Raw genomic sequence first — 25,490 nt, forward strand, 5'->3', positions numbered from 1 at the left:
CGAAAATAGTCGCAGGATGCTAAAAAATATCCAGCGCTGGCGGACATAACGTTAAACTCTGACGCTTCCTCGGTATAAAGACGTTACCGCCCGTCTTTATATAATAAAAAACACGCTACACGAGGAAAACTGATACTTCGTCACATTGCCCCTGACGTGCCTGTCAGGGGTCTTTTTTCCGTGTGGAATAGCGCCCTCAGTGAAAGGGCGCGGCAGGATCAGGCTTCCGCTTTCTCCACTTCCCAGTCCGGCTGCGCTTCCTCGTCGGTCAGCAACCCTTCATTTTTCGACAGCATCGCGGTGGCGATGCCATTACCCAGCACGTTGATGGCGGAGCGCCCCATGTCGAGGAAATGGTCGATACCCATCAGCAGCAGGATCCCGGCGACCGGTATATTGAAGCTGGGGATCGTCGCCGCCAGCACCACCAGCGCCGAACGCGGCACCCCGGCGATACCTTTCGAGGCCAGCATCAGGGTCAGCATCATGACCGTAATCTCGCTAAAGCTCAGCGGCACGTTATAGGCCTGGGCGATAAACATCGCGGCGAAGGAGCAGTAGACCATCGAGCCAACGAGGTTGAACGAGTAGCCAATCGGCAGGACGAACGAGACGATATTGCGCGAGCAGCCAAACTTCACCAGTCGCTCAAGGGTCTTCGGATAGGCCGCTTCCGAGCTGCTGGTGGTAAAGGCCACCAGCACCGGATCTTTCAGCATGTTCAGCAGGCGGAAAACCTCTTTTTTCAGCACCATATAGCCGACGGCAATCAGCACCGCGCTGGTCAACAGCACCGCCAGGTAGTAGCCGCCGATGAACGAAGCATAGTTGAGCAGGATCCCCAGCCCCTGGGAGGCAATCACCGACGAGATGGCGGCGAAGATGGCCAGCGGCGCAACGTACATCACATAGCCCGTCACCTTCAGCATAATGTGCGACACCACGTTAAGGGCCGCCACCAGCGGAGCATTAAACTTCTCCCCCAGCGACGCGCCGGCGATGCCGAAGAACATCGAGAACACCACGATCTGCAGGATCTCGTTGTTGGCCATCGCCTCGGTGATGCTGGTGGGGATGGTGTGCGACAGGAATCCTTTCAGGCTCATGCCGCTGACCGCCAGGCCGGTATCCACCGCCTCTTTCGGCACCGCCAGGTTTAACCCGGCGCCCGGGTGCTGGAAGGTGACGATCACCAGCCCGACGAGAATGGATAATACCGAGGAGGTGATGAACCAGACCATCGCCTTGCCGCCTACCCGGCCGATGGTCGCCGTCTCGCCGAGGCGCATAATGCCGACCGTCAGGGTGCTGAACACCAACGGCGCGATGACCATTTTGATCAACCGCAGAAACAGATCGGTGAGCAGCGTAATATTGTCCGCCCAGGCGGAGACGGTGGTTGGCGTCGCGTAGGCATGGATAGCCGCGCCGGAGAGGATCCCCATCAGCATAAAAATGACGATGAAGAGCGTGAGTTTGTTTGCGTTTGCCACAGCAATGACCCCTGATTATTTAACACGTTGATTTTTAAGTGCATATTTTATTATTATGAGAATGCACTGATTTATTCACCGCATAAATCTAATTAAAGCCCCCGCGGATACAACTATTTTTTGCTTTTTTAAACTAAAAGTTGATATCACCCCGGATATCGGCCGCGGGAGCGCCCGGCGTCGCGGCGGTTATCCAGACATTTCTCAACCTTCTTTTCATAATTCCTCCATTTTTACGGCCCCTTCCCTCACTAAACTAGTATCATTCAGCGAAACGCTTCAGGATGAGACCGTAAACTAATGAAAGGCAGTAACATACGTCGTTGGGGCGCCGCGCTGGCGGTAGTGATTATCGCCGGGGCCGCCTACTGGTTCTGGCACGATCGCGGGACGAGCGGCAGCGGGGCTCCCGCCGCCGGGCAGGGCCCGCAGGGGCCGGGCGGCGCACGCCATGGCCGCTTTGGCGCCGCGCTGGCGCCGGTGCAGGCGGCCACCGCCACCGAAGAAGCGGTCCCGCGCTATCTCACCGGGCTGGGTACGGTGACGGCGGCCAACACCGTCACCGTCCGCAGCCGGGTCGACGGCCAGCTGCTGAGCCTTCACTTCCAGGAGGGTCAGCAGGTCAAAGCCGGCGACCTGCTGGCGCAGATCGACCCCAGCCAGTTTAAAGTCGCCCTCGCCCAGGCGCAGGGTCAGCTGGCGAAAGATCAGGCCACCCTCGCCAACGCCCGCCGCGATCTCGCTCGTTACCAGCAGCTGGTGAAGACCAACCTCGTCTCCCGCCAGGAGCTCGACACTCAGCAGTCGCTGGTGGTGGAATCCGCCGGCACGGTGAAAGCTGATGAAGCGGCCGTCGCCAGCGCCCAGCTGCAGCTCGACTGGACCCGCATTACCGCGCCAATTGACGGCCGCGTCGGCTTAAAGCAGGTCGATATCGGCAACCAGATCTCCAGCGGGGATACCACCGGGATCGTGGTCCTTACCCAGACGCACCCGATCGACGTGGTCTTTACCCTGCCGGAAAGCAGCATCGCCACGGTGGTGCAGGCGCAGAAAGCGGGCAAAGCGCTCAGCGTCGAAGCCTGGGATCGCACCAATAAGCAGAAAATCAGCGTCGGCGAGCTGCTGAGCCTCGACAACCAGATCGATGCGACCACCGGGACCATCAAGCTGAAGGCGCGCTTTAGCAATCTGGACGACGCGCTGTTCCCCAATCAGTTCGTTAACGCCCGCCTGCTGGTGGACACCCAGCAGAACGCGGTGGTGATCCCTGCCGCCGCGCTGCAGATGGGCAACGAAGGGCATTTCGTATGGGTGCTGAACGATGAGAATAAGGTCAGCAAACACAGCGTGACGCCCGGCATCCAGGACAGCCAGAAAGTAGTCATCAGCGCCGGGCTTTCCGCCGGAGATCGCGTGGTCACCGACGGGATTGACCGCCTGACCGAGGGAGCGAAGGTAGAAGTTGTCACCGCCAGCAGCGGCGAGCAGGCGCAGCCCGCCCCGCGCCAGAGCGGTAAACACGGAGCGCGTTCCTGATGCAGGTGTTACCCCCAGGCCGCACCGGCGGCCCGTCCCGGCTGTTTATTATGCGTCCGGTGGCCACCACTCTGCTGATGGTGGCGATCCTGCTGGCCGGGATCATCGGCTACCGCTTTCTGCCGGTCTCCGCCCTGCCGGAGGTCGATTACCCGACCATTCAGGTAGTCACCCTCTATCCGGGCGCCAGCCCGGACGTGGTGACCTCCGCCATCACCGCCCCGCTGGAGCGCCAGTTCGGCCAGATGTCCGGCCTCAAGCAGATGTCGTCGCAAAGCTCCGGCGGCGCCTCGGTAGTCACGCTGCAGTTCCAGCTGACCCTGCCGCTGGACGTCGCCGAGCAGGAAGTGCAGGCGGCCATTAACGCCGCCACCAACCTGCTGCCGAGCGATCTGCCCAACCCGCCGGTCTACAGCAAGGTGAACCCGGCGGATCCGCCGATCATGACCCTCGCCGTCACCTCCTCCGCCATCCCGATGACCCAGGTTGAGGACATGGTGGAGACCCGGGTGGCGCAGAAGATCTCCCAGGTTTCCGGCGTCGGTCTGGTGACCCTCGCCGGCGGCCAGCGCCCGGCGGTGCGGGTGAAGCTTAACGCCCAGGCCATCGCCGCCCTCGGCCTGACCAGCGAAACCGTGCGCACCGCTATCACCAGCGCCAACGTTAACTCCGCGAAAGGCAGCCTCGACGGTCCGGCCCGCGCGGTGACGCTTTCCGCTAACGATCAGATGCAGTCCGCTGAGGATTATCGCCGGCTGATTATCGCTTATCAGAACGGGGCACCGATCCGGCTCGGCGATGTCGCCAGCGTCGAACAAGGGGCCGAAAACAGCTGGCTCGGGGCGTGGGCCAACCAGCAGCGGGCCATCGTGATGAACGTCCAGCGCCAGCCGGGGGCCAACATCATCGACACCGCCGACAGCATTCGCCAGATGCTGCCGCAGCTCACCGAGAGCCTGCCGAAATCGGTGAAGGTGCAGGTCCTCTCCGACCGGACCACTAACATCCGCGCCTCGGTGCGCGACACCCAGTTTGAGCTGATGCTGGCCATCGCCCTGGTGGTGATGATCATCTATCTGTTCCTGCGCAACGTGCCGGCGACCATTATTCCCGGCGTCGCGGTGCCGCTGTCGCTGGTGGGCACTTTCGCGGTGATGGTGTTCCTCGACTTCTCGATCAACAACCTGACGCTGATGGCCCTGACCATCGCCACCGGCTTCGTGGTGGATGATGCCATCGTGGTGATCGAGAACATCTCGCGCTATATCGAAAAAGGCGAGAAGCCGCTGGCCGCCGCGCTGAAGGGCGCGGGGGAGATCGGCTTCACCATCATCTCCCTCACCTTCTCGCTGATCGCGGTGCTGATCCCGCTGCTGTTTATGGGCGATATCGTCGGCCGCCTGTTCCGCGAATTCGCCGTCACCCTTGCCGTCGCTATTCTTATCTCGGCGGTGGTCTCCCTGACCCTGACGCCGATGATGTGCGCCCGCATGTTAAGCCACGAATCGCTGCGCAAGCAGAACCGATTCTCGCGGGCCAGCGAGCGTTTCTTCGAACGGGTGATCGCCGTCTATGGCCGCTGGCTGAGCCGGGTGCTGAACCATCCGTGGCTGACGCTCGGCGTCGCCCTGAGCACCCTGGCGCTGTCGATTATCCTGTGGGTCTTTATCCCGAAAGGCTTTTTCCCGATCCAGGATAACGGCATTATCCAGGGTACCCTCCAGGCGCCGCAGTCGGTCTCCTTCGCCAGCATGGCCGAGCGCCAGCGGCAGGTGGCCAGCATTATCCTTAAGGATCCGGCGGTGGAGAGTCTGACCTCCTTCGTCGGCGTCGACGGCACCAACCCGGCGCTGAACAGCGCCCGTCTGCAGATCAACCTCAAGCCGCTGGATGAACGCGATGACCGCGTCCAGACGGTGATTAGCCGCCTGCAGCAGGCGGTGGACGGCGTCCCGGGCGTGGCGCTCTACCTGCAGCCGACCCAGGATCTCACCATCGACACTACGGTGAGCCGCACCCAGTACCAGTTCACCCTGCAGGCAAACTCCCTCGAGGCGCTGAGCACCTGGGTACCGCCGCTGCTCAGCCGTCTGCAGGCCCAGCCGCAGCTGGCCGACGTCAGCAGCGACTGGCAGGACAAAGGCCTGGCCGCCTATATCAAGGTGGATCGCGACAGCGCCAGCCGCCTCGGCATCTCAATGGCCGATGTCGATAACGCGCTGTACAACGCCTTCGGCCAGCGGCTGATCTCCACTATTTACACTCAGGCGAATCAGTATCGCGTGGTGCTCGAGCAGGATACCGAGGCGACGCCGGGCCTCGCGGCGCTGGAGAATATCCGTCTCACCAGCAGCGACGGCGGCATCGTGCCGTTGACCGCCATCGCCACGGTGGAGCAGCGCTTTACCCCGCTGTCGGTGAACCACCTCGATCAGTTCCCGGTGACCACCATCTCGTTTAACGTCCCGGACAACTACTCGCTGGGCGAAGCGGTGGAGGCGATCCTCGCCGCCGAACAGTCGCTGGATTTCCCGACCGATATTCGCACCCAGTTCCAGGGCAGCTCGCTGGCCTTCCAGTCGGCGCTCGGCAGCACCGTCTGGCTGGTGGTCGCCGCGGTGGTGGCGATGTATATCGTGCTGGGGGTGCTGTACGAGAGCTTTATCCACCCGATCACGATTCTCTCCACCCTGCCCACCGCCGGGGTCGGGGCGCTGCTGGCGCTGTGGCTGGCGGGCAGCGAGCTGGACGTGATCGCCATCATCGGCATCATTCTGCTGATCGGCATCGTGAAGAAGAACGCCATCATGATGATCGACTTCGCGCTGGCCGCTGAGCGCGAGCAGGGCATGCCGCCGCGGGAGGCGATCTACCAGGCCTGTCTGCTGCGTTTTCGGCCGATCCTGATGACTACCCTCGCCGCCCTGCTCGGCGCCCTGCCGCTGATGCTGAGCACCGGCGTCGGCGCCGAGCTGCGGCGTCCGCTGGGGATCGGCATGGTCGGCGGTCTGATGCTCAGCCAGGTGCTGACCCTGTTCACCACCCCGGTGATCTATCTGCTGTTCGACCGCCTGTCGCTGCACCTGAAGCGCCGCTTCCCGCGTCAGGAAGAGGAGGCGTAAGTGAAGTTTTTCGCCCTCTTCATTTACCGCCCAGTGGCGACGATCCTCATCTCGCTGGCCATCACCCTGTGCGGCATTCTCGGCTTCCGGCTACTGCCGGTAGCCCCGCTGCCGCAGGTGGACTTCCCGGTGATCATGGTTAGCGCCTCGCTGCCGGGAGCCTCGCCGGAGACCATGGCCTCGTCGGTGGCCACCCCGCTGGAGCGCTCCCTGGGGCGGATTGCCGGGGTCAATGAGATGACCTCCTCCAGCTCGCTCGGCAGCACCCGCATCATTCTCGAGTTTAACTTCGACCGCGATATCAACGGCGCGGCGCGCGACGTTCAGGCGGCGATCAACGCCGCGCAAAGCCTGCTGCCGAGCGGAATGCCCAGCCGGCCGACCTATCGCAAAGCCAATCCGTCGGATGCGCCGATCATGATCCTGACGCTGACCTCGGACACCTACTCCCAGGGTGAGCTGTATGATTTCGCCTCCACCCAGCTGGCGCAGACCATCGCGCAGATCGACGGCGTGGGCGATGTCGACGTCGGCGGCAGCTCCCTGCCGGCGGTGCGCGTCGACCTCAACCCGCAGGCGCTGTTTAACCAGGGCGTGTCGCTGGACGCGGTGCGCACCGCCATCAGCGACGCCAACGTGCGCAAACCGCAGGGGGCGCTGGAGGACAGTGCGCACCGCTGGCAGGTGCAGACCAACGATGAGCTGAAGACCGCCGCCGACTATCAGCCGCTGATCGTCCACTATCAAAATGGCGCCGCGGTGCGGCTGGGAGATGTCGCCACCGTCTCGGATTCGGTGCAGGACGTACGCAACGCCGGGATGACCAACGCCAAACCGGCGATCCTGCTGATGATCCGCAAACTGCCGGAAGCCAATATTATCCAGACGGTGGACAGCATCCGCGCCCGCCTGCCGGAGCTGCAGCAGACCATTCCGGCGGCTATCGACCTGCAGATCGCCCAGGACCGCTCGCCGACCATCCGCGCCTCGCTGGAGGAGGTGGAGCAGACGCTGGTGATTTCGGTGGCGCTGGTGATCCTCGTGGTGTTCCTGTTCCTGCGCTCGGGACGCGCCACGCTGATCCCGGCCGTCGCCGTCCCGGTTTCCTTAATCGGCACCTTCGCCGCGATGTATTTGTGCGGCTTCAGCCTCAATAACCTGTCGCTGATGGCCCTGACCATCGCCACCGGCTTCGTGGTGGATGACGCTATCGTGGTGCTGGAGAATATCTCCCGCCATCTTGAGGCGGGGATGAAACCGCTGCAGGCGGCGCTGCAGGGGAGCCGCGAGGTGGGCTTTACCGTGCTGTCGATGAGCCTGTCGCTGGTGGCGGTGTTCCTGCCGCTGCTGCTGATGGGCGGCCTGCCCGGCCGCCTGCTGCGCGAGTTCGCCGTCACCCTGTCGGTGGCGATCGGCATCTCGCTAGCGGTCTCCCTCACCCTGACGCCGATGATGTGCGGCTGGCTGCTGAAAAGCGGCAAGCTCCACCAGCCGACGCGCAACCGCGGCTTTGGCCGCCTGCTGGTGGCCGTGCAGGGCGGCTATGGTAAATCGTTAAAATGGGTGCTGAAGCACAGCCGGCTGACCGGCCTGGTGGTGCTGGGCACCATCGCCCTCAGCGTCTGGCTCTACATTTCGATCCCGAAAACCTTCTTCCCGGAGCAGGACACCGGGGTGCTGATGGGCGGCATTCAGGCCGACCAGAGCATCTCCTTCCAGGCGATGCGCGGCAAGCTGCAGGACTTTATGAAGATCATTCGCGAAGATCCGGCGGTGGATAACGTCACCGGCTTTACCGGCGGCTCGCGGGTCAACAGCGGGATGATGTTTATCACCCTCAAGCCGCGCGACCAGCGCCACGAGACGGCGCAGCAGGTGATCGACCGGCTGCGCAAAAAGCTGGCCAACGAGCCCGGGGCCAACCTGTTTCTGATGGCGGTGCAGGATATCCGCGTCGGCGGCCGGCAGTCGAACGCCAGCTATCAGTACACCCTGCTGTCCGACGACCTGTCGGCGCTGCGCGAGTGGGAGCCGAAGATCCGCAAAGCGCTGGCGGCGCTGCCGGAGCTGGCGGACGTCAACTCAGATCAGCAGGACAATGGCGCCGAAATGGACCTGGTCTATGACCGGGATACCATGTCGCGCCTCGGCATCAGCGTCCAGGACGCCAACAACCTGCTGAACAACGCCTTTGGCCAGCGGCAGATCTCTACCATCTACCAGCCGCTCAACCAGTATAAGGTGGTGATGGAGGTGGATCCGGCCTACACCCAGGACGTCAGCGCCCTGGATAAGATGTTCGTCATTAACAGCGACGGCAAGCCGATCCCGCTGGCCTACTTCGCCAAATGGCAGCCGGCCAATGCCCCGCTGTCGGTGAACCACCAGGGGCTGTCGGCGGCATCCACTATCTCCTTTAACCTGCCCACCGGCCGCTCGCTGTCGGAAGCCAGCGAGGCCATTGACCGCGCGATGACCCAGCTCGGGGTGCCGTCGAGCGTGCGCGGCTCCTTTGCCGGTACCGCTCAGGTGTTCCAGCAGACCATGAACGCGCAAGTGATCCTGATCCTCGCGGCTATCGCCACGGTCTATATCGTGCTGGGGGTGCTATATGAGAGCTATGTGCATCCGTTGACCATCCTCTCGACGCTGCCCTCCGCCGGGGTGGGCGCTCTGCTGGCGCTGGAGATCTTCGATGCCCCGTTCAGCCTAATCGCCCTGATTGGGATTATGTTATTAATTGGCATCGTTAAGAAAAACGCCATCATGATGGTTGATTTTGCCCTGGAGGCGCAGCGCAACGGCAACCTGACGCCGGAAGAGGCGATTTTCCAGGCCTGCCTGCTGCGTTTCCGGCCGATTATGATGACCACCCTCGCCGCGCTGTTCGGCGCCCTGCCGCTGGTGCTCTCCGGGGGCGATGGCTCTGAGCTGCGCCAGCCGCTGGGGATCACCATCGTCGGCGGTCTGGTGATGAGCCAGCTGTTAACGCTCTACACCACGCCGGTGGTCTATCTTTTCTTTGACCGTCTGCGGCTGCGTTTTTCGCGTCACTCCTCTCAACCGGTAAGCGAATAACATGACAGACCTCCCGGCCAGCGTGCGCTGGCAGCTATGGATAGTGGCGTTCGGCTTCTTTATGCAGTCGCTGGACACCACCATCGTTAACACCGCCCTCCCCTCGATGGCCAAAAGCCTCGGGGAGAGTCCGCTGCATATGCATATGATTATCGTCTCCTATGTGTTAACGGTGGCGGTGATGCTGCCGGCCAGCGGCTGGCTGGCCGACCGGGTCGGGGTGCGCAATATCTTCTTCACCGCCATCGTGCTGTTTACCGCCGGATCGCTGTTTTGCGCCCAGGCCAGCACCCTCGACCAGCTGGTGATGGCGCGGGTGCTGCAGGGGGTCGGCGGCGCGATGATGGTGCCGGTCGGCCGCCTGACGGTGATGAAGATCGTCCCGCGCGATCAGTATATGGCGGCGATGACCTTCGTCACCCTGCCGGGCCAGGTCGGTCCGCTGCTCGGCCCGGCGCTGGGCGGGGTGCTGGTGGAGTACGCCTCCTGGCACTGGATCTTCCTCATCAATATCCCGGTGGGGATCGTCGGCGCGATCGCCACCCTCTGTCTGATGCCCAACTACACCATGCAGACCCGGCGCTTCGATCTCTCCGGCTTTCTGCTGCTGGCCGCCGGGATGGCGACCCTGACCCTGGCGCTCGACGGCCAGAAAGGGCTCGGCATTTCCCCTGCCTGGCTGGCGGGGCTGGTGGCCGTCGGCCTCTGCGCCCTGCTGCTCTACCTGTGGCACGCCCGCGGCAACGCCCGGGCGTTGTTTAGCCTTAACCTGTTTCGCAACCGCACCTTCTCCCTCGGCCTCGGCGGCAGCTTCGCGGGACGCATCGGTAGCGGCATGCTGCCGTTTATGACCCCGGTGTTTCTGCAGATCGGCCTCGGCTTCTCCCCCTTTCACGCCGGGCTGATGATGATCCCGATGGTGCTCGGCAGCATGGGCATGAAGCGGATCGTGGTCCAAGTGGTCAACCGCTTTGGCTACCGTCGGGTGCTGGTCGCCAGCACCCTGGGCCTGGCGGCGGTCAGCCTGCTGTTTATGTTTAGCGCCCTGGCCGGGTGGTATTACGTGCTGCCGCTGGTCCTGTTTCTGCAGGGGATGATCAACGCCAGCCGCTTCTCCTCAATGAATACCCTGACGCTGAAAGATCTCCCGGACGATCTGGCCAGCAGCGGCAACAGCCTGCTGTCGATGGTGATGCAGCTGTCGATGAGTATCGGCGTGACCATCGCCGGGCTGCTGCTGGGGCTGTATGGCCAGCAGCATATGAGCCTCGACGCCGCCAGCACCCATCAGGTCTTTCTCTACACCTATCTGAGCATGGCGGCGATCATCGCCCTCCCGGCGCTCATCTTTTCCAGGGTACCGGATGACGTCGGCAGCAATACCGTCCTCCGTCGACGCAACAGGAGTGGATCGTGAAATTTTGGCGCCCGGGTATTACCGGCAAGCTGTTCCTCGCTATATTCGCCACCTGCATCGTGCTGCTGATCAGCATGCACTGGGCGGTGCGCATTAGTTTTGAACGCGGGTTTATCGACTATATCAAGCGCGGCAATGAGCAACGCTTAACCATGCTCAGCGACGCGCTGAGCGAGCAGTATGCCCAGCATGGCAGCTGGGCGTTTCTGCGCAATAATGACCGCTTTATCTTCCAGCTACTGCGCACCTTCGAACGGGATAACGACGACCGCTCGCCGCCGGGGCACGCCATGAAGCCGGACGCCGCCCCGGACGGGCCGCCGCCGGATGGCCCCCCTGACGGCCCGCGTCCGAGGCCGGAAATGCCGCCCCACGGCTGGCGCACCATGTTCTGGGTGGTGGATCAGTCGGGGCGCGTGCTGGTGGGGCCGCGTGAGCGCGTCCCGGAGGACGGCACCCAGCGCAGCATCGTGGTCAACGGCGCGGAGGTGGGCAAAGTGATCGCCTCGCCGGTAGAGCGGCTGACGCGCAATACCGACATTAACTTCGACCGGCAGCAAAAGCGCACCAGCTGGCTGATCGTCGCCCTTGCCACCCTGCTTGCCGCGCTGGCCACTTTCCCGTTGGCCCGCGGTCTGCTGGCGCCGGTGAAGCGGCTGGTGGAAGGCACCCATAAGCTGGCGGCAGGCGACTTTTCCACCCGCGTGACGGTGACCGGCGGCGATGAGCTCGGCCGCCTGGCGCAGGATTTTAACCAGCTCGCCAGCACCCTGGAGCGCAACCAGCAGATGCGTCGCGATCTGATGGCCGATATCTCCCATGAGCTGCGCACCCCGCTGGCGGTGCTGCGCGGCGAGCTGGAGGCGATTCAGGACGGGGTCCGGCGCTTTACCCCCGAGTCGATTCCTTCTCTGCAGGCCGAGGTGGCTACTCTCACCAAGCTGGTGGACGACCTCCATCAGCTGTCGATGTCCGACGAGGGGGCGCTGGCCTACCAGAAAACCTCGCTGGATATTATCACCCTGCTGGAAGTGGCGGCGGGCGCTTTTCGCGAGCGCTTCGCCAGCCGGCAGCTAAGCATTCAGGTGTCGTTCCCGGAGCAGGCGATGATCTTCGGCGACCGCGACCGCCTGATGCAGCTCTTCAACAATCTGCTGGAGAACAGCCTGCGCTATACCGACAGCGGCGGCAGCCTGCACATCTCCGCCCGCCGCAGCGGCCGGATGCTGGTGATTGACTTCGCCGACAGCGCCCCCGGCGTCAGCGATGAGCAGCTGGCCCGCCTGTGCGAACGCTTTTACCGGGCGGAAGGATCGCGCAACCGCGCCAGCGGCGGCTCCGGCCTCGGGCTGGCGATTTGCCTCAATATCGTAGCGGCCCACGGCGGCACCCTGCGTGCCGACCATTCGCCTTTTGGCGGGGTTAGCATTAAAGTTGAGTTACCTCTGGAACATGATTTACCGAGAGACGTATGACTGAATTGCCTGTAGATGAAAACACCCCACGCATCCTTATCGTGGAAGATGAACCGAAGCTCGGCCAGCTGCTGATTGATTATCTGCAGGCCGCCGGCTATGCGCCTGCCTTGATTAACCACGGCGACAAGGTCCTGCCCTACGTCCGCCAGACGCCGCCGCACCTGATCCTGCTGGATCTGATGCTGCCCGGTACCGACGGTCTGACGCTGTGCCGGGAAATTCGCCGCTTCTCCGATGTTCCGGTGGTGATGGTGACGGCGAAAATCGAAGAGATCGACCGTTTGCTGGGGCTGGAAATAGGCGCCGACGACTATATCTGCAAGCCCTACAGCCCGCGGGAAGTGGTCGCCCGGGTAAAAACCATCCTCCGCCGCTGCAAGCCGCAGCGCGATCTGCAGGCTCTGGACGCCCAGAGCCCGCTGATTGTCGACGAAGGTCGTTTTCAGGCCTCCTGGCGCGACAAGCTGCTGGACCTCACTCCCGCCGAGTTCCGGCTGCTGAAAACCCTCTCCCAGGAGCCGGGCAAAGTGTTCTCCCGCGAACAGCTACTCAACCATCTGTATGACGATTATCGGGTAGTCACCGATCGCACCATCGACAGCCACATCAAGAACCTGCGGCGCAAGCTGGAGGCGCTGGACGCCGAGCAGTCGTTTATCCGCGCGGTGTATGGCGTTGGCTACCGCTGGGAAGCGGACGCCTGCCGGCTGGCGTAGTTAGCCTTTTCCCGGCTCGCGCTGCGCTTCGCCGGGCTACACGTTCACCGCCATCTGCAATCCGTAGCCCGGGTAAGGCGTTTACGCCGCAACCCGGGGAACTCCCTAGAGCCTATCCCACCAGGCGTTATTAACGCTGTCAGTGTGAGCACTGCCCAGGTTCAAAATGGCAAACAAATTAGCCATACTGAAAGATACCTATCTGATATTTACTCCCCTTCGCCGCGGCGCTACAATGCCCGCCCTTAATGTGGGGACACTCCCCAACTCGCCGCACCAGGTGCAGCGAATCTGACCTGTCATCAGAACGAGAACACCATGTTTAAACCAGAACTCCTCTCCCCGGCGGGAACGCTGAAGAATATGCGTTACGCTTTCGCCTATGGCGCCGATGCCGTTTATGCCGGCCAGCCGCGCTACTCGCTGCGCGTGCGTAACAACGAATTCAATCACGAAAATCTGCAGCTCGGCATCAATGAAGCCCACGCGCTGGGTAAAAAATTCTATGTGGTGGTCAACATCGCCCCGCATAACGCCAAGCTGAAAACGTTTATTCGCGATCTGAAGCCGGTGGTGGAGATGGGTCCGGACGCGCTGATCATGTCCGATCCGGGTTTAATCATGCTGGTGCGGGAACACTTCCCGGAGATGCCGATCCATCTTTCAGTGCAGGCCAACGCCGTCAACTGGGCGACGGTCAAATTCTGGCAGCAGATGGGGCTGACCCGCGTGATCCTGTCGCGTGAACTGTCGCTGGATGAAATCGAAGAGATTCGCCGCCAGGTGCCGGAGATGGAGATTGAGATTTTCGTCCACGGCGCGCTGTGTATGGCCTACTCCGGCCGCTGCCTGCTCTCCGGGTATATCAACAAGCGCGACCCGAACCAGGGGACCTGCACCAACGCCTGCCGCTGGGAATACAACGTGGCGGAAGGCAAAGAGGACGACGTCGGCAACATCGTCCACAAATATGAGCCGATCCCGGTGCAGACCGTGGAGCCTACCCTCGGCATCGGCGCGCCGACCGATAAAGTCTTTATGATTGAGGAAGCCAAACGTCCGGGCGAATACATGACCGCCTTTGAGGACGAACACGGCACCTACATCATGAACTCGAAAGATCTGCGGGCTATCGCCCACGTTGAGCGTCTGACCCAGATGGGCGTTCACTCGCTGAAGATCGAAGGCCGCACCAAATCCTTCTACTACTGCGCGCGCACCGCTCAGGTTTACCGCAAGGCGATCGACGATGCCGCCGCCGGCAAACCGTTCGATACCAGCCTGCTGGAGACCCTGGAGGGGCTGGCCCACCGCGGGTACACCGAAGGCTTCCTGCGCCGCCATACCCATGACGATTATCAGAACTACGAGTACGGCTACTCCGTCTCCGAGCGCCAGCAGTTTGTCGGCGAATTCACCGGAGAGCGTAACGGCCCGCTGGCGGCCGTGGCGGTCAAAAATAAGTTCAGCGTCGGCGACAGCCTTGAGCTGATGACCCCGCAGGGTAACGTCAATTTCACCCTTGAGCATATGGAGAATGGCAAAGGCGAAACCATGCCGGTGGCCCCGGGCGATGGCTATACCGTCTGGTTGCCTGTGCCGGACGACCTGCCCCTGCAGTATGCCTTGCTGATGCGCAACTTTACTGGTCAAACAACCAGAAATCCGCACGGTAACTAGTTAATTTGCGTTATTTTTTCACGATGTAAGGATATTAGAATCGGATCACATACCGTTTCGATCGAAACAGGTATCATCCATTTCGCTGAAAAACATAACCCATAAATGCTAGTTGTACCAGGAACCACCTCCTTAGCCTGCGTAATCTCCCTTACGCGGGCTTATTTTTTTGCCTCTCCTCCGGTCTTCGCTTTCGTCATGCGGTACACTTTATGCAACATTGAGCAATAAAGGTTCCCTTGATGATGTCTACGTTTCCTGCCAGCTTACTGATCCTTAACGGCAAAGGTGCCAATGAACCGCAGCTACGCGAAGCGGTTAACCTGTTACGCGGTGAAGGGATTGATATTCACGTCCGCGTGACCTGGGAAAAGGGCGATGCCGCTCGGTTTATCGATGAAGCCCTGCAGCTGAACGTTGAAACGGTGATCGCCGGCGGTGGCGATGGCACCATTAATGAAGTGGCGACCGCGCTGGTGGAGCGCGGCGGCAAGATGGCGCTGGGGATTTTACCGCTGGGCACGGCTAACGACTTTGCCACCAGCGTCGGTATTCCGCAGGATCTGGCCAGCGCCCTCAAGCTGGCGATCGTCGGCCGCGATGTGCCGATAGATATCGCCCGGGTGAATGATAAAACCGGCTTTATTAATATGGCGACCGGCGGGTTCGGCACCCGTATCACCACCGAAACGCCGGAAAAACTCAAGGCCGCGCTCGGCGGTGTCTCTTATTTAATCCACGGTCTGATGCGCATGGATACCCTGAAGCCGGACCGCTGCGAGATCCGCGGGGAGAACTTTCACTGGCAGGGCGATGCGCTGGTCATCGGCATCGGCAACGGCCGCCAGGCCGGCGGCGGCCAGCAGCTGTGCCCGGAGGCGTTGATTAACGATGGTCTGCTGCATCTGCGCATTTTCACCGGCGAAGAGCTGATCCCTGCCCTGTTCAGCACCCTGGCGAATCCGGAAAACTCGCCGAATATTGTTGACGGTGTCTCCTCGTGGTTTGAAATAACCGCGCCCCATGAGATGACGTTTAACCTCGACGGCGAGCCGCTCAGCGGCAAAACCTTCCGCATGGAGCTGTTACCGGCGGCCCTGCGCTGCCGGCTGCCGCCCGACTGCCCGCTGCTACGCTGATCAGGCTTCGCAAAGCAAAGACGGTGCCCGGCTGGTATACAGCAGCCGGGTTCGTTGATTGAGCCTCTGAATGTTAAGGTAAAACGGCACCTGCGGCTGCAGGAAAAACCTGGGCAGGATATCGATCCAAACAACGCGCTTACATTAATAGACGATACCCACAACCACAAAAAACCTATAACATCAAATAGTTACCTATTAAAATGGGCGCATCTGCCGTGAGACAATGCGCCATAAAGCTTAGTATTCCGCCACCTCGCGCGCCATTTCGCGCGTATATTGCCGACTGGCGTTAACCAGCATCTGCGTATAGGCCGTCTGCGCCTGGCCGCTGACCAGCGCATCGACCGTCAGGGTTTCGAGGATCTTCCCGTACTGCATCACCGCCACTTTCTGGCATAAGTGGGCAATAACCCCAAGATCGTGGGTGACCATCAGGTAAGTGAGCTTAGCCTCCCGCTGCAATTCTGCCAGCAGGTTAAGGATCTCAGCCTGCACCGACACATCCAGCGCCGACGTCGGCTCATCCAGCAGCAGCACCTGAGGCTCAAGAATCAGCGCTCTGGCTATCGCCACGCGCTGCCGCTGCCCGCCGGAGAGCTGATGCGGATAGCGCTCGCGAAAGGCGCGGTTGAGGCCAACTTTATCCAGCAGCACATTGATCCGCCGGTCGCGGTCGTTGATACGATGGATCTGCAGCGGCTCTTCGAGGATATCGCCAATGGTGTGACGGGGATGCAGCGATCCGTAGGGGTCCTGAAATACCATCTGCACCTGACGGCAGCGCTCGCGGCTAATTTCATGCCCTAAGGGCTGAGCATCGATGGTCAGTTCCCCCTGCCAGTGGGTAAACAGCCCCGCCAGGCACTTGAGCACCGTCGTTTTACCGGAACCGGACTCTCCTACCAGACCGTAGATCTCGCCGGGCTTAACGTGGAAACTGACGTCATACAGCACCTGGTTACGCTTCTCCCCCTCGCCAAACGCGAGGTTGAGATGTTGAACTTCAATCATTATCCGCTCCTTAATCCGTTAACCAGCTGGCCTGACGCTGCAGCACCGGCAGTATCGGGCGACGATGCTGCATATCCGGCAGCGAGTTAATCAATCCCTGAGTGTAGGGGTGACGGGCGTGATCGAGATCTTTAGCGGCGATGGACTCCACTACCCGTCCGGCGTACATCACCAGCACCCGGTCGCAGAAGCTGCGCACCAGGTTGATATCGTGGCTGATAAAAATCAGCCCCAGCCCGCGCGACTGAACCAGGTCATCCAGCAGGCCCAGCACCTGCAGGCGCACCGACACGTCCAGCGCGGAGGTGGGCTCATCGGCAATGATCAGCTCCGGGTCGGTAATCAGCATCATGGCGATCATGATGCGCTGCCCCTGTCCGCCGGATATTTCATGCGGATAAAGCTGATAAACGCGCTCCGGTTGGCGAATACGCACCACCTCCAGCATCTCCAGCGCCCTGGCTTTCGCCTCATCTTTGCGCCCGGGATGATGAGTAAGCCAGGCCTCGGCGATTTGCTTACCCACGCAGACCACCGGATTCAGCGAATATTTCGGATCCTGCATAATCATCGAGATACGTTTGCCGCGTACGCCGCGCATCTGCGCTTCGCTAAGATGCTGCAGATCGAGGTCGGCAAACTGCATCCGGCTGGCGCTGACGCGGGCCTTTTTCGGATGCAGCTGCAGCAGCGCGCGCCCAACGGTGGACTTACCCGAACCGGATTCGCCGACAATGGCCAGCTTCTCATGCCCCAGCTGGAAGGAAACGCCGCGCACGGCGTGGGTCACCGCGCTACCGTTAACAAAGTCGACGCACAAATCGCGCACGTCGAGCAGCGGAGCATTATTCACTACGGGGATCGAGGATGTCACGTAGGCCATCTCCTAAGAAGTTGAACGCTAAGCTATTGATCAGAATCGCCAGCCCCGGAATGGTTACGACCCACCAGCACTCCATCATATAAGTGCGCCCGCTGGAGATCATCGCTCCCCACTCCGGCTCTGGCGGCTGCGCGCCGAGGCCGAGAAAGCCTAGGCCGGCCGCGGTCAGAATGATCCCGGCCATATTCATGGTGATACGGATAATGACCGAGGGCAGACACAGCGGCACGATATGGCGCCAGAGGACGCGGGCCGATGAAGCGCCCTGCAGACGCACGGCGGAGATAAAATCGGCCTGGCGCAGAGAGAGCGTTTCGGCGCGCGCCAGACGGGCAATCGGCGGCCAGGCGGTCAGCGTGATGGCGATAACCACGTGCTCCAGCCCCGGTCCTAAAGCGGCGACAAACGCCAGCGCCAGGACCAGACTCGGGAAGGAGATGAAAATATCGGTGACGCGCATCAGCACCATATCGACTTTACCGCCGAAATAGCCGGCGCTGACGCCCAGCAGCAGTCCGAGCGGACCGACGGTCACTGAGACCAGCAGCACGATATAGAGCGTGATGCGGGAGCCGTACACCAGGCGACTAAAGATATCCCGGCCAAACTCATCGGTGCCGAACCAGTGCTGCGCATTCGGCGCGACCAGCGCACTATTCAGGTCCTGTACCAGCGGGTTATAAGGCGCAATCAGCGGCGCGAAAATCGCCACCACCAGCAGCATAAAGATAATTCCTCCGCCGATGGCCGTGAGCGGATTGCGCGCCATTTTGCCGATAAACCCGACGGCCCGCGCCGCCGCGCGTTGCAGCCGCTGACGGCCTTCGCCCGCACCACCCGAAAGCGGCGAATCCAGAGAAACGGTCATGATTTTGTCCTCGGGTCAAAGAATTGATACAGCATGTCGGAGAGCAGGTTGAGCATCACGAAGATCACCCCCACCAGCAGCACGCAGCCCATCACCGCATTCATATCGCCCAGCAGCAAGCTTCCGGTAAGGTAGGAGCCAAACCCCGGCCATGAGAAGACGGTTTCAATCAGCACCGCGCCTTCCAGCAGCGCGCCGTAGGCCAGCGCCACCACCGTCAGCAGTTGCACGAGGATGTTACGAAACGCATGGTTCCAGATAACCTGGCGCTCGGTCAGCCCTTTCACCCGGGCGGTAATAATGAACTCCTGCGACAGCTGGGCCAGCATAAAGCTGCGGGTCATACGGCTGATATAAGCCAGCGAGTGAAAACCCAGCAGCGAGGCGGGAAGAATCAGATGATTAATGGCGTTCCAGAACACCTGGCCGTTGCCGGCCAGCAGCGCATCAACGGTGATCAGCCCGGTGCGGCGCGGCACCACACCATCCAGCCCGAGGTCTACCCTCCCGGCGCCGCCTACCCAGCCAAGCCAGGCATAGAACACCAGCAGCCCCATCATCCCGACCCAAAAGATCGGCGTCGAGTAGCCCGCCAGGCTGATAATGCGTACCACATAATCGGAGACGCTATTGCGCCGCGCCGCCGCCAACACGCCCAGCGGAATACCAAGACCCGCGCCGACAATAATCGCCATCGTTGCCAGCTCCATGGTGGCCGGGAAGACGCGGATAATATCGTCCACCACCGGTTTCCCGGTCAGCAGCGCGTTGCCCAGATCGCCGTGCAACAGGTTGACGAAATAGATGCCAAACTGGGTGGTCAGCGATTTATCAAACCCCAGCTGCTGGTAAACCTGCTGATAGGTACTCTGGTCAGCATCCGGGCCGACAATCGCCAGCACCGGGTCGATGGGCATGACGCGGCCAATGGTAAAGGTCAGCAGCAGCAGGCCGAACAGTGTAATCACCACCTGCAGTAGCCGTTTTGATAAGCGCCGGCCGCGTGAGCCGGGCGCAAGGATTGCGGTACTCATCCTTTCTCTCCTTCGCGGACTTTATAGACGTCACGCAGAAAAGCGGTGGCGGAGGGGTGCGGCTGATACTCCCGTACCTCGTTGCGCACGACGACCGAATCAACCATCTGCGAAAGCGGAATTAAAGCCGGAACCAGCTGGTCGTAGCGTGTCTGGATGGCCTGGTAGTCAGCCACCTGTTTTTGCGGATCGCGTTCCAGCAGGGCCTGGTCAATCATCGTATTCAGTTGCGGGTCGTAAAAACCGGTACGCCAGCCCTGGAAGTTGGTCAGGCGCGCCTTATCGCTGTTATCCGGGTTATAGACCAGCGCGCGCAGGCTGGAGTGCGGATGCGGCTCCATCCCGCTGCCGCCGCGACCTACCAGCAGGTCAAATTTACGCTCGCGCATTGCGCCGTAGATCTGGTTACCAGTGCCGGTGATGATTTTGGCGTTAATCCCCGCCTGCATCAGCGTCGACTGCACGGCGATAGCGATGTTAAGAAATGGCTGATCGGAGAGTACCCGCAGCGTGGTATCAAAGCCGTTGGGATATCCCGCTTCCGCCAGCAGCTTTTTCGCCCGCGCCACATCCAGCCTGTAGCCGGGATCGGGTAGCGTGGACGGCATTCCCGCTTTGATAGGCCGCTGGTGCAGCACGCCGTAGCCCGGCATCAGCGCTTTATTGATACCCTGGTAATCAATCAGATAGCGCACCGCCTCGCGCACTTTCGGATTGGCGAAGTGCGCCTCTTTCATGCTCATCGCCACGTAGTACATGGTGCCGCGCTGCACCGCATCGACGGTCAGCTGCGGGTCGCTGCGCAGGGCGTTGATATCGGAAACCGCCATATTGTTGGCAATATCAAGGTCGCCTTTTTCGATCATCAGGCGCAGAGTTTGCGACTCCTGGAAATGACGCAGTACCACGCGGCTCATTTTCGCCTCGCCGCGCCAGTAGTCAGGGTTGCGCTTCATGCGCAGCACATCTTTCGCCTGCCAGGTTTCGAGGATAAACGGCCCGGAACCGGCTTCATGGGTGGTTAGCCAGCGGTTACCCCAGTCGTTATCCTGCTGATGGCTTTGCACCGTTTTACTGTCCAGCACTCCGAGGTTGCCCAGCGCCGCCAGCGAGTAAATCACCAGCTGCGGATCGTTATCTTTGGGTAATACGATTTGCACCGTGAAGCGGTCCGGCGCGCTGACCTGGCTGTCGATATTTTTCTTACTGAAGCCATAGGATTTCCATACTGAGGCCTGGGCCAGGTTGAGGTGCAGGATGCGCCGCATTGACCACACGACGTCGGCGGCGGTCAGCGGGTTGCCGGAGTGAAACTTAACGTCATCGCGCAGATGAAAGGTCAGGGTTTTGCCGTCGGGGCTGATATCCCAGGATTTCGCCAGCGCGGGCCTGACGGTGGTGAGCTGCTCAGGGTCAAGCTCCACCAGCGAGTCGTAGAGGTTGACCACGATCCCCACCACTTCGTTACCGGTCATCGCCGCCGGGTCAAGGGTGAGCAGGTTATTCATATTCATGCCGATGATCAGCTGGTCGGGCGGCGTTTTCGCCACCGCCTCCCCGCTCCCCATCGACATGGCGAGCGCGAGAATACACGCTCCCAGTAAGGAGGTTTTTTTCATATCTCTGTTTGCCTGTACTGTAGGGTACATGTTGCCGGATGGCGGCATTTTCGGCTTATCCGGTCTACCGGGCCGCAGGCTCGATAAGCGCAGCGCCATCGGGTATTTATTTTTTTAAATCAGTCGTGGCTAACGGTATTGGCTTCGATATACGCAAAATTAATGTCTTCACCGAGACCCGGACGTTGTGACAAATGCACAAATCCCTGGTCATCCATCGGGTCGACAATGCTGTTGAGATAGGCCGCCGGTTCATCGTAGTCGAGGAACGGATGCAGCAGGCCGCGCTCGTACCAGCGGCAGTTGCGGATCGCGCCCACCACCGCCAGGCTTGCCGCTCCGTTGCCGTGGACTTCGCAATCCATGCCGAAAGATTCCGCCAGCGCCGCCACCTTCATGGTCGGTGTAATCCCCCCCACGCCGTTAGCGCCGGCGCGCAGAATGTCGCAGGCCCCGGCTTTCACCCATTCGGCGCGCATGTGGTGCTTGCCGCCGAAGCTCTCCGGCCCGACGATGGGAATCGACAGGTTTTCCGCCAGCCACGCATAGGAAGACATCGAATCCTCCTCCATCGGCTCTTCAAACCAGGCGAAATTGAGTTTTTCCAGCTCTTTGCCGATCCACAGCGCCTCGGCGCGGCTGTACCAGTGATAGCCATCAATCATCAGGTCAATATCCGGCCCTACGGCTTCGCGCACCGCCGCGCAGGCTTTAATATCCATTTTGGGATTGGGCGCAAAAGAGATTGGCGGCATCCAGGTGTGCAGTTTGATGGCCTTGTAGCCGCGGGCGACCAGCTTCTCAGCAAAAGCGGCATACTCTTCCGGGGTCGACAGGCCGCCCGGCAGATCGTCGCCGCACATGGTGCTACCGTAAGCCGGGACAGTGTCGCGATAGCCGCCGAGCAGCTTATAAACCGGCATCTTAAGGCTGCGGCCGATCAGGTCCCACAGCGCTTGTTCAACAAACGACAGCGCGCGCTCCGTTAGCTGATGTGCGCTGCCGCGCTGCCAGTGGTTAAGATCCTGCCAGATACGCTCACGGTTAAACGGGTCCTGTCCCACCAGCACTTTGCGAAAAAAAGTATTCACCACGAACGGGCGCACGACTTCCGGAGGCGCAAACGAAAAGCCCTGCGCCCCATCATCAGCGGTGATGGTCAGCATCGCCATTTTGGCCATGCTTTCAACCCCCGGATGGGAGTGCCCGGCGCTGTCGGAAACCCGACGAGTGGGATATTGGAAAACGGTGACATTCACAGATTCAATTTTCATGCTCGGTCCTTATCACGGCCAAATCCGATCGACATAAGCAGATCGGCAAAGCGGTTTCACATTATTGAAAATACGTTTCAATATATAATCTAAGCACAACTTCGTAGTAGTGCCTCGGACAAACACCGCTAAGCAAGGCCATAAATTTGGGCATTGGCACAGCAAGACGTGACTGTTTTCACAAAAGATGAGCGAAATGTGAGGCAGATCGACCAGGAGAAAAAAGGGCGTGAGCGCAGAGAAGAGATTAACCGACCAGCTACATCCCGGGAATGTCTGCGCCCACAAATGGCTGACTTAAACCGCCGCCGCTGGCTCCGCGCTAAGCGCTTCCAGCAGTTCAGGTAAGGTTTGATAGCGGCCAGCGGCGGCCTGAAAACGCGCGTGCTGGCTATCTTCTGCAATCACTATCGTGGCAATCCCCGCCGACTGGGCCGCGCAAAAGCCGGTAAAGCTATCCTCAATCACCAGACACTGGCTGGCGTTGAGATTGAGCTTCCGCAGCGTCGTCAGGTACACCGCCGGGTGCGGTTTGCCGCGTGGTTCATCATCCGCGCTGGAGATCGCGTCAAAAAAGTGCCAGAGCGAAAGCTTGTTCAGCACAGCGGCAATAACCTGACGAGATGATGACGTGGCGAGCGCAATCTTATAACCCGCTTCGCGAAAATAGCGTAACGCCTCCTGCACCCCGCGCATCGGTTCGCCTTTCGCGGCAATCAGGCGGGTGATGCGCTGCAGGATGGCGTCTTCAAGCCGCTGCGGAGCGAGATCAAGCTGAAAATAGCGGCACCAGGTGCCGGCAATGTCGTCGAGGCGCTTGCCCTTGGTCAGGGTTTCACATTCAGCAACGCTCGCCGTTGCCCCCCACTGCGCGAGGGCGTCAATCTGCGCCTGACGCCACAGCGCCTCGGAATCAATAATCACGCCATCCATGTCAAAAATAACCGCCTGCATACTCATTCGTTCACCTCATTAAGGCTGGCATGAAGCGCATGCCAGCCGCAGTACCTATGAGAATTCAACCTGCTCGCGGGCGGTTGCTTCCTTGTGGGAGAACCCCGGCTGCTCCACGCGGATAAAGGCGCAGAGGAAAAAGGCCACCACGTACAATCCGGTATAGGCGATCACCACCCCGATGGTGCTGAAGAACGGCAGCAGCACCACGGCAATCGCCGGCGCGAGAAAGTTCGACATCCCCGCCGACAGGTTATAGACCGAAATGGCCGCGCCTTTATGCTTCGGCTCCAGCGCCGGGAACACGGCCGCCAGCGGCACGAAGGCGGCGACAAAGATCCCGAGGGCGATGGCGGGGATCAGCGCCATCGCAAAGCTATGGCCAAAGTGCTGAGGAATGTAGTAAAACGCCAGGCTGGAGAGCGCCATCCCGATGCAGCCGAACCAGCGCACCACCTTCATCCAGCCCAGTTTTTCCCCGAGGATCCCCCACAGCACGTTAGAGAAAATGGTGGTGAAGAAGAAGACTGCCCATACCTGGAGCCATTCTGAAGTGCTGAAGCCCAGCTCATCGACAAACATCATCGGCATAATCACCGCAAAGCCGAACAGCGAGAGGGTATTGATAATCCTCACCATGCTCGACAGCAGAATATTGCGGTTGGTATAGAGCAGCGTCGCGGCGCGTCCCAGCTCGGAAAACTTCTCACGGGTGGTGAGATTCTGCATATGCTGCGGCGTTTGAATATGGCGCAGGGAAACCAGGGCAATCACGCCCCCGGTAAGGCAGAAGGCCAGCGCCAGCCACAGGGTGCCCATTTCGCCAATGTGCGGAATGGTAAAGCTCGGAATATAGCTGCCGAAGACCCCGATGCCGATGGAATACACCGCCCAGAACCAGCCGATGGCCGAGCTGGCGTTGTCGCTTTTGACGTTATGGACAATCGCCACGATAAACGAGTAGAGGAACAGCGGATAGGCGAAGCCGCGGATGCCGTAGAAAAGCAGGATCAGCGCATAGTTGGCGTGACCGAGGCCGAAAACGAGGAACAGCACGTGGAATACGCACCACAGCACGAAGCCAATCATCATCGTTTTCAGCGGGGTGATAATTTCCGCCACCACCCCGGAAATCCACGCCGACAGCGCGGCGGCCAGGCCGTAGAGGGTAAAGGCAAAGGAGGCCTCCGCCGGAGAGAAGCCGAGCGCTTTGATATAGTGCGACAGAAAGGCTAATTCAAAACCGTCGCCGGTCATAAATACGGCAATGGCGATGTATCCCCAGAGCAGGTTCAGGGGTAAACCGAGCCACTGTTTATTATTGATAGACATAATGACCTCGTTTTCAGGGTACAGGGTGGCCGCTCCGCGACGTGCAACGAAGCGGCGGTTATGATGAAAATCAGTGCTGTCGATAGTGCAGATCGTTTAAATACAGGGCCTTAAACTGCGCGTAGCGTTGCATCAGGGTGTGGTGGCGAATGGGATCCGCACGCCAGGTCTGCCAGACTTCCGGTTTTTCACACACCGCGGCAATGGGTTTGCCCGCCGCCAGGCAGGCCAGCCGCGCCGCGCCCAGCGCGCCGCCGGTCTCTCCGCCTTTGTGGGTCACCACCGGCATAGCGAGAATATCGGCCAGCAGCTGGGCCCAGAACGGACTGCGGGCGCCCCCGCCCACCAGCGAGCACTGCGCGATCGGCGTCCCGCTCTCTTTCAATGCCTGCAGGCCGTCGTTGATCCCAAAGCTCACCCCCTCCAGCACCGCGTAGCCGAGCTGCGCGCGCAGGCTGGCATGGGTCATGCCCCAGAAGATGCCGCGGGCGTCAGGATCGTTATGCGGGGTTCGTTCCCCGGAGAGATAGGGCAGGAAGAACGGCGCGTTGGCTTTATCCTCCTCGCTTAGCTCGGCAATCTCCGCCAGCAGCGCCACCTCCGTGGTGCCGGTCAGGCGGCAGAACCACTGCAAACAGCTGGCGGCGCTCAGCATGACGCTCATCTGGTGCCACAGGTTCGGCAGCACGTGACAAAACGCATGTACCGCCGACTGCGGCGCCGGACGATAGGCGTCGGTCACCACAAACAGCACCCCGGAGGTGCCGAGCGAAATAAACGCATCTCCCGGCGAGACCGCGCCGACGCCAATGGCGCTGACCGCGTTATCCCCCCCGCCCCCGGCCACCAC

At 60.8% G+C, this 25,490-nt stretch carries 18 protein-coding genes; 8 read left to right on the forward strand and 10 right to left on the reverse strand.

Translation table 11 applies throughout. From position 1 onward, the window contains the following. Positions 1-218: 218 nt before the first annotated feature. A complete protein-coding gene (locus KHQ26_RS22355; RefSeq protein WP_004149053.1) occupies positions 219-1,493 on the reverse strand; it encodes a dicarboxylate/amino acid:cation symporter in 1,275 nt (424 codons plus the stop codon). A gap of 300 nt (positions 1,494-1,793) precedes the next feature. Between KHQ26_RS22355 and KHQ26_RS22360 the strand changes: the two genes are divergently transcribed. The 8 genes from KHQ26_RS22360 to yegS all read left to right on the forward strand — a co-directional run bounded on the left by KHQ26_RS22360 (position 1,794) and on the right by yegS (position 15,662). Next, positions 1,794-3,032: an MdtA/MuxA family multidrug efflux RND transporter periplasmic adaptor subunit gene (locus tag KHQ26_RS22360; protein WP_004175207.1), complete on the forward strand. Its 1,239-nt coding sequence runs from the start codon at positions 1,794-1,796 to the stop codon at positions 3,030-3,032. Next, positions 3,032-6,154 carry an MdtB/MuxB family multidrug efflux RND transporter permease subunit gene (locus tag KHQ26_RS22365; RefSeq protein ID WP_004149055.1) on the forward strand — a complete coding sequence of 1,041 codons (3,123 nt, stop codon included), beginning with the start codon at positions 3,032-3,034 and terminating at the stop codon, positions 6,152-6,154. Before KHQ26_RS22360 ends, KHQ26_RS22365 begins: the two co-directional genes overlap by 1 nt. Continuing rightward, entirely contained in the window at positions 6,155-9,232 is a 3,078-nt protein-coding gene (gene mdtC / locus KHQ26_RS22370) for a multidrug efflux RND transporter permease subunit MdtC (RefSeq protein ID WP_032410448.1), read from the forward strand. A 1-nt stretch (position 9,233) separates the two neighbouring features. Further along, on the forward strand, positions 9,234-10,649 hold the full coding sequence (locus tag KHQ26_RS22375; protein ID WP_004149057.1) for an MFS transporter: 1,416 nt from the start codon (positions 9,234-9,236) through the stop codon (positions 10,647-10,649). Beyond that, a complete protein-coding gene (gene baeS, locus KHQ26_RS22380; protein ID WP_020804258.1) occupies positions 10,646-12,124 on the forward strand; it encodes a two-component system sensor histidine kinase BaeS in 1,479 nt (492 codons plus the stop codon). Before KHQ26_RS22375 ends, baeS begins: the two co-directional genes overlap by 4 nt. Then, entirely contained in the window at positions 12,121-12,843 is a 723-nt protein-coding gene (baeR, locus tag KHQ26_RS22385) for a two-component system response regulator BaeR (protein ID WP_004175198.1), read from the forward strand. Before baeS ends, baeR begins: the two co-directional genes overlap by 4 nt. A 318-nt stretch (positions 12,844-13,161) precedes the next feature. Further along, a complete protein-coding gene (gene yegQ / locus KHQ26_RS22390; protein WP_004144192.1) occupies positions 13,162-14,523 on the forward strand; it encodes a tRNA 5-hydroxyuridine modification protein YegQ in 1,362 nt (453 codons plus the stop codon). Positions 14,524-14,765: 242 nt separating this feature from the next. Further along, the gene (gene yegS / locus KHQ26_RS22395; protein WP_074183021.1) at positions 14,766-15,662 is read left to right on the forward strand and encodes a lipid kinase YegS; all 897 of its coding nucleotides are present in this window, start codon (positions 14,766-14,768) and stop codon (positions 15,660-15,662) included. A gap of 240 nt (positions 15,663-15,902) precedes the next feature. On the opposite strand, the gene KHQ26_RS22400 is transcribed toward yegS, so the two are convergent. From KHQ26_RS22400 to KHQ26_RS22440, 9 genes are all read right to left on the reverse strand, one after another. After that, the gene (locus KHQ26_RS22400; protein WP_004180550.1) at positions 15,903-16,676 is read right to left on the reverse strand and encodes an ABC transporter ATP-binding protein; all 774 of its coding nucleotides are present in this window, start codon (positions 16,674-16,676) and stop codon (positions 15,903-15,905) included. Positions 16,677-16,686: 10 nt separating this feature from the next. Next, entirely contained in the window at positions 16,687-17,550 is an 864-nt protein-coding gene (locus KHQ26_RS22405; protein WP_004175147.1) for an ABC transporter ATP-binding protein, read from the reverse strand. Then, positions 17,522-18,427 (reverse strand): ABC transporter permease, encoded by a 906-nt coding sequence (locus KHQ26_RS22410; protein WP_004200464.1) that lies wholly within the window; start codon positions 18,425-18,427, stop codon positions 17,522-17,524. The genes KHQ26_RS22405 and KHQ26_RS22410 overlap by 29 nt, the downstream gene beginning before the upstream one ends. Further along, entirely contained in the window at positions 18,424-19,461 is a 1,038-nt protein-coding gene (locus tag KHQ26_RS22415) for an ABC transporter permease (protein ID WP_004151133.1), read from the reverse strand. The genes KHQ26_RS22410 and KHQ26_RS22415 overlap by 4 nt, the downstream gene beginning before the upstream one ends. Continuing rightward, a complete protein-coding gene (locus KHQ26_RS22420; RefSeq protein WP_211777953.1) occupies positions 19,458-21,080 on the reverse strand; it encodes an ABC transporter substrate-binding protein in 1,623 nt (540 codons plus the stop codon). Before KHQ26_RS22420 ends, KHQ26_RS22415 begins: the two co-directional genes overlap by 4 nt. Before the next feature lie 119 nt (positions 21,081-21,199). Then, positions 21,200-22,354, reverse strand: coding sequence for a mandelate racemase family protein (locus KHQ26_RS22425; protein ID WP_002912648.1), 1,155 nt, complete (start codon positions 22,352-22,354; stop codon positions 21,200-21,202). Positions 22,355-22,651: 297 nt separating this feature from the next. Continuing rightward, a complete protein-coding gene (locus KHQ26_RS22430) occupies positions 22,652-23,314 on the reverse strand; it encodes an HAD family hydrolase (protein ID WP_004175126.1) in 663 nt (220 codons plus the stop codon). A gap of 48 nt (positions 23,315-23,362) precedes the next feature. Continuing rightward, the gene (gene dalT, locus KHQ26_RS22435; RefSeq protein WP_004175125.1) at positions 23,363-24,640 is read right to left on the reverse strand and encodes a D-arabinitol transporter; all 1,278 of its coding nucleotides are present in this window, start codon (positions 24,638-24,640) and stop codon (positions 23,363-23,365) included. Between the two features lie 70 nt (positions 24,641-24,710). Beyond that, positions 24,711-25,490 (reverse strand): FGGY-family carbohydrate kinase (locus KHQ26_RS22440; protein WP_240320438.1); only part of this gene is annotated, 780 nt, incomplete at its 5' end.

The sequence above is a fragment of the Klebsiella sp. 10 genome, from assembly GCF_018223925.1.
GTDB classification, from domain to species: Bacteria; Pseudomonadota; Gammaproteobacteria; order Enterobacterales; family Enterobacteriaceae; genus Klebsiella; species Klebsiella pneumoniae.

Excerpts from the sequence above, each read along its gene's own strand:
- KHQ26_RS22360 (WP_004175207.1), top strand. The coding sequence starts at position 1,794 with ATGAAAGGCAGTAACATACGTCGTTGGGGCGCCGCGCTGGCGGTAGTG.
- KHQ26_RS22365 (WP_004149055.1), top strand. The coding sequence starts at position 3,032 with ATGCAGGTGTTACCCCCAGGCCGCACCGGCGGCCCGTCCCGGCTGTTT.
- KHQ26_RS22375 (WP_004149057.1), top strand. The coding sequence starts at position 9,234 with ATGACAGACCTCCCGGCCAGCGTGCGCTGGCAGCTATGGATAGTGGCG.
- baeR (WP_004175198.1), top strand. The coding sequence starts at position 12,121 with ATGACTGAATTGCCTGTAGATGAAAACACCCCACGCATCCTTATCGTG.
- yegQ (WP_004144192.1), top strand. The coding sequence starts at position 13,162 with ATGTTTAAACCAGAACTCCTCTCCCCGGCGGGAACGCTGAAGAATATG.
- yegS (WP_074183021.1), top strand. The coding sequence starts at position 14,766 with ATGATGTCTACGTTTCCTGCCAGCTTACTGATCCTTAACGGCAAAGGT.
- KHQ26_RS22400 (WP_004180550.1), bottom strand. The coding sequence starts at position 16,676 with ATGATTGAAGTTCAACATCTCAACCTCGCGTTTGGCGAGGGGGAGAAG.
- KHQ26_RS22410 (WP_004200464.1), bottom strand. The coding sequence starts at position 18,427 with ATGACCGTTTCTCTGGATTCGCCGCTTTCGGGTGGTGCGGGCGAAGGC.
- KHQ26_RS22415 (WP_004151133.1), bottom strand. The coding sequence starts at position 19,461 with ATGAGTACCGCAATCCTTGCGCCCGGCTCACGCGGCCGGCGCTTATCA.
- KHQ26_RS22420 (WP_211777953.1), bottom strand. The coding sequence starts at position 21,080 with ATGAAAAAAACCTCCTTACTGGGAGCGTGTATTCTCGCGCTCGCCATG.
- KHQ26_RS22425 (WP_002912648.1), bottom strand. The coding sequence starts at position 22,354 with ATGAAAATTGAATCTGTGAATGTCACCGTTTTCCAATATCCCACTCGT.
- KHQ26_RS22430 (WP_004175126.1), bottom strand. The coding sequence starts at position 23,314 with ATGAGTATGCAGGCGGTTATTTTTGACATGGATGGCGTGATTATTGAT.
- dalT (WP_004175125.1), bottom strand. The coding sequence starts at position 24,640 with ATGTCTATCAATAATAAACAGTGGCTCGGTTTACCCCTGAACCTGCTC.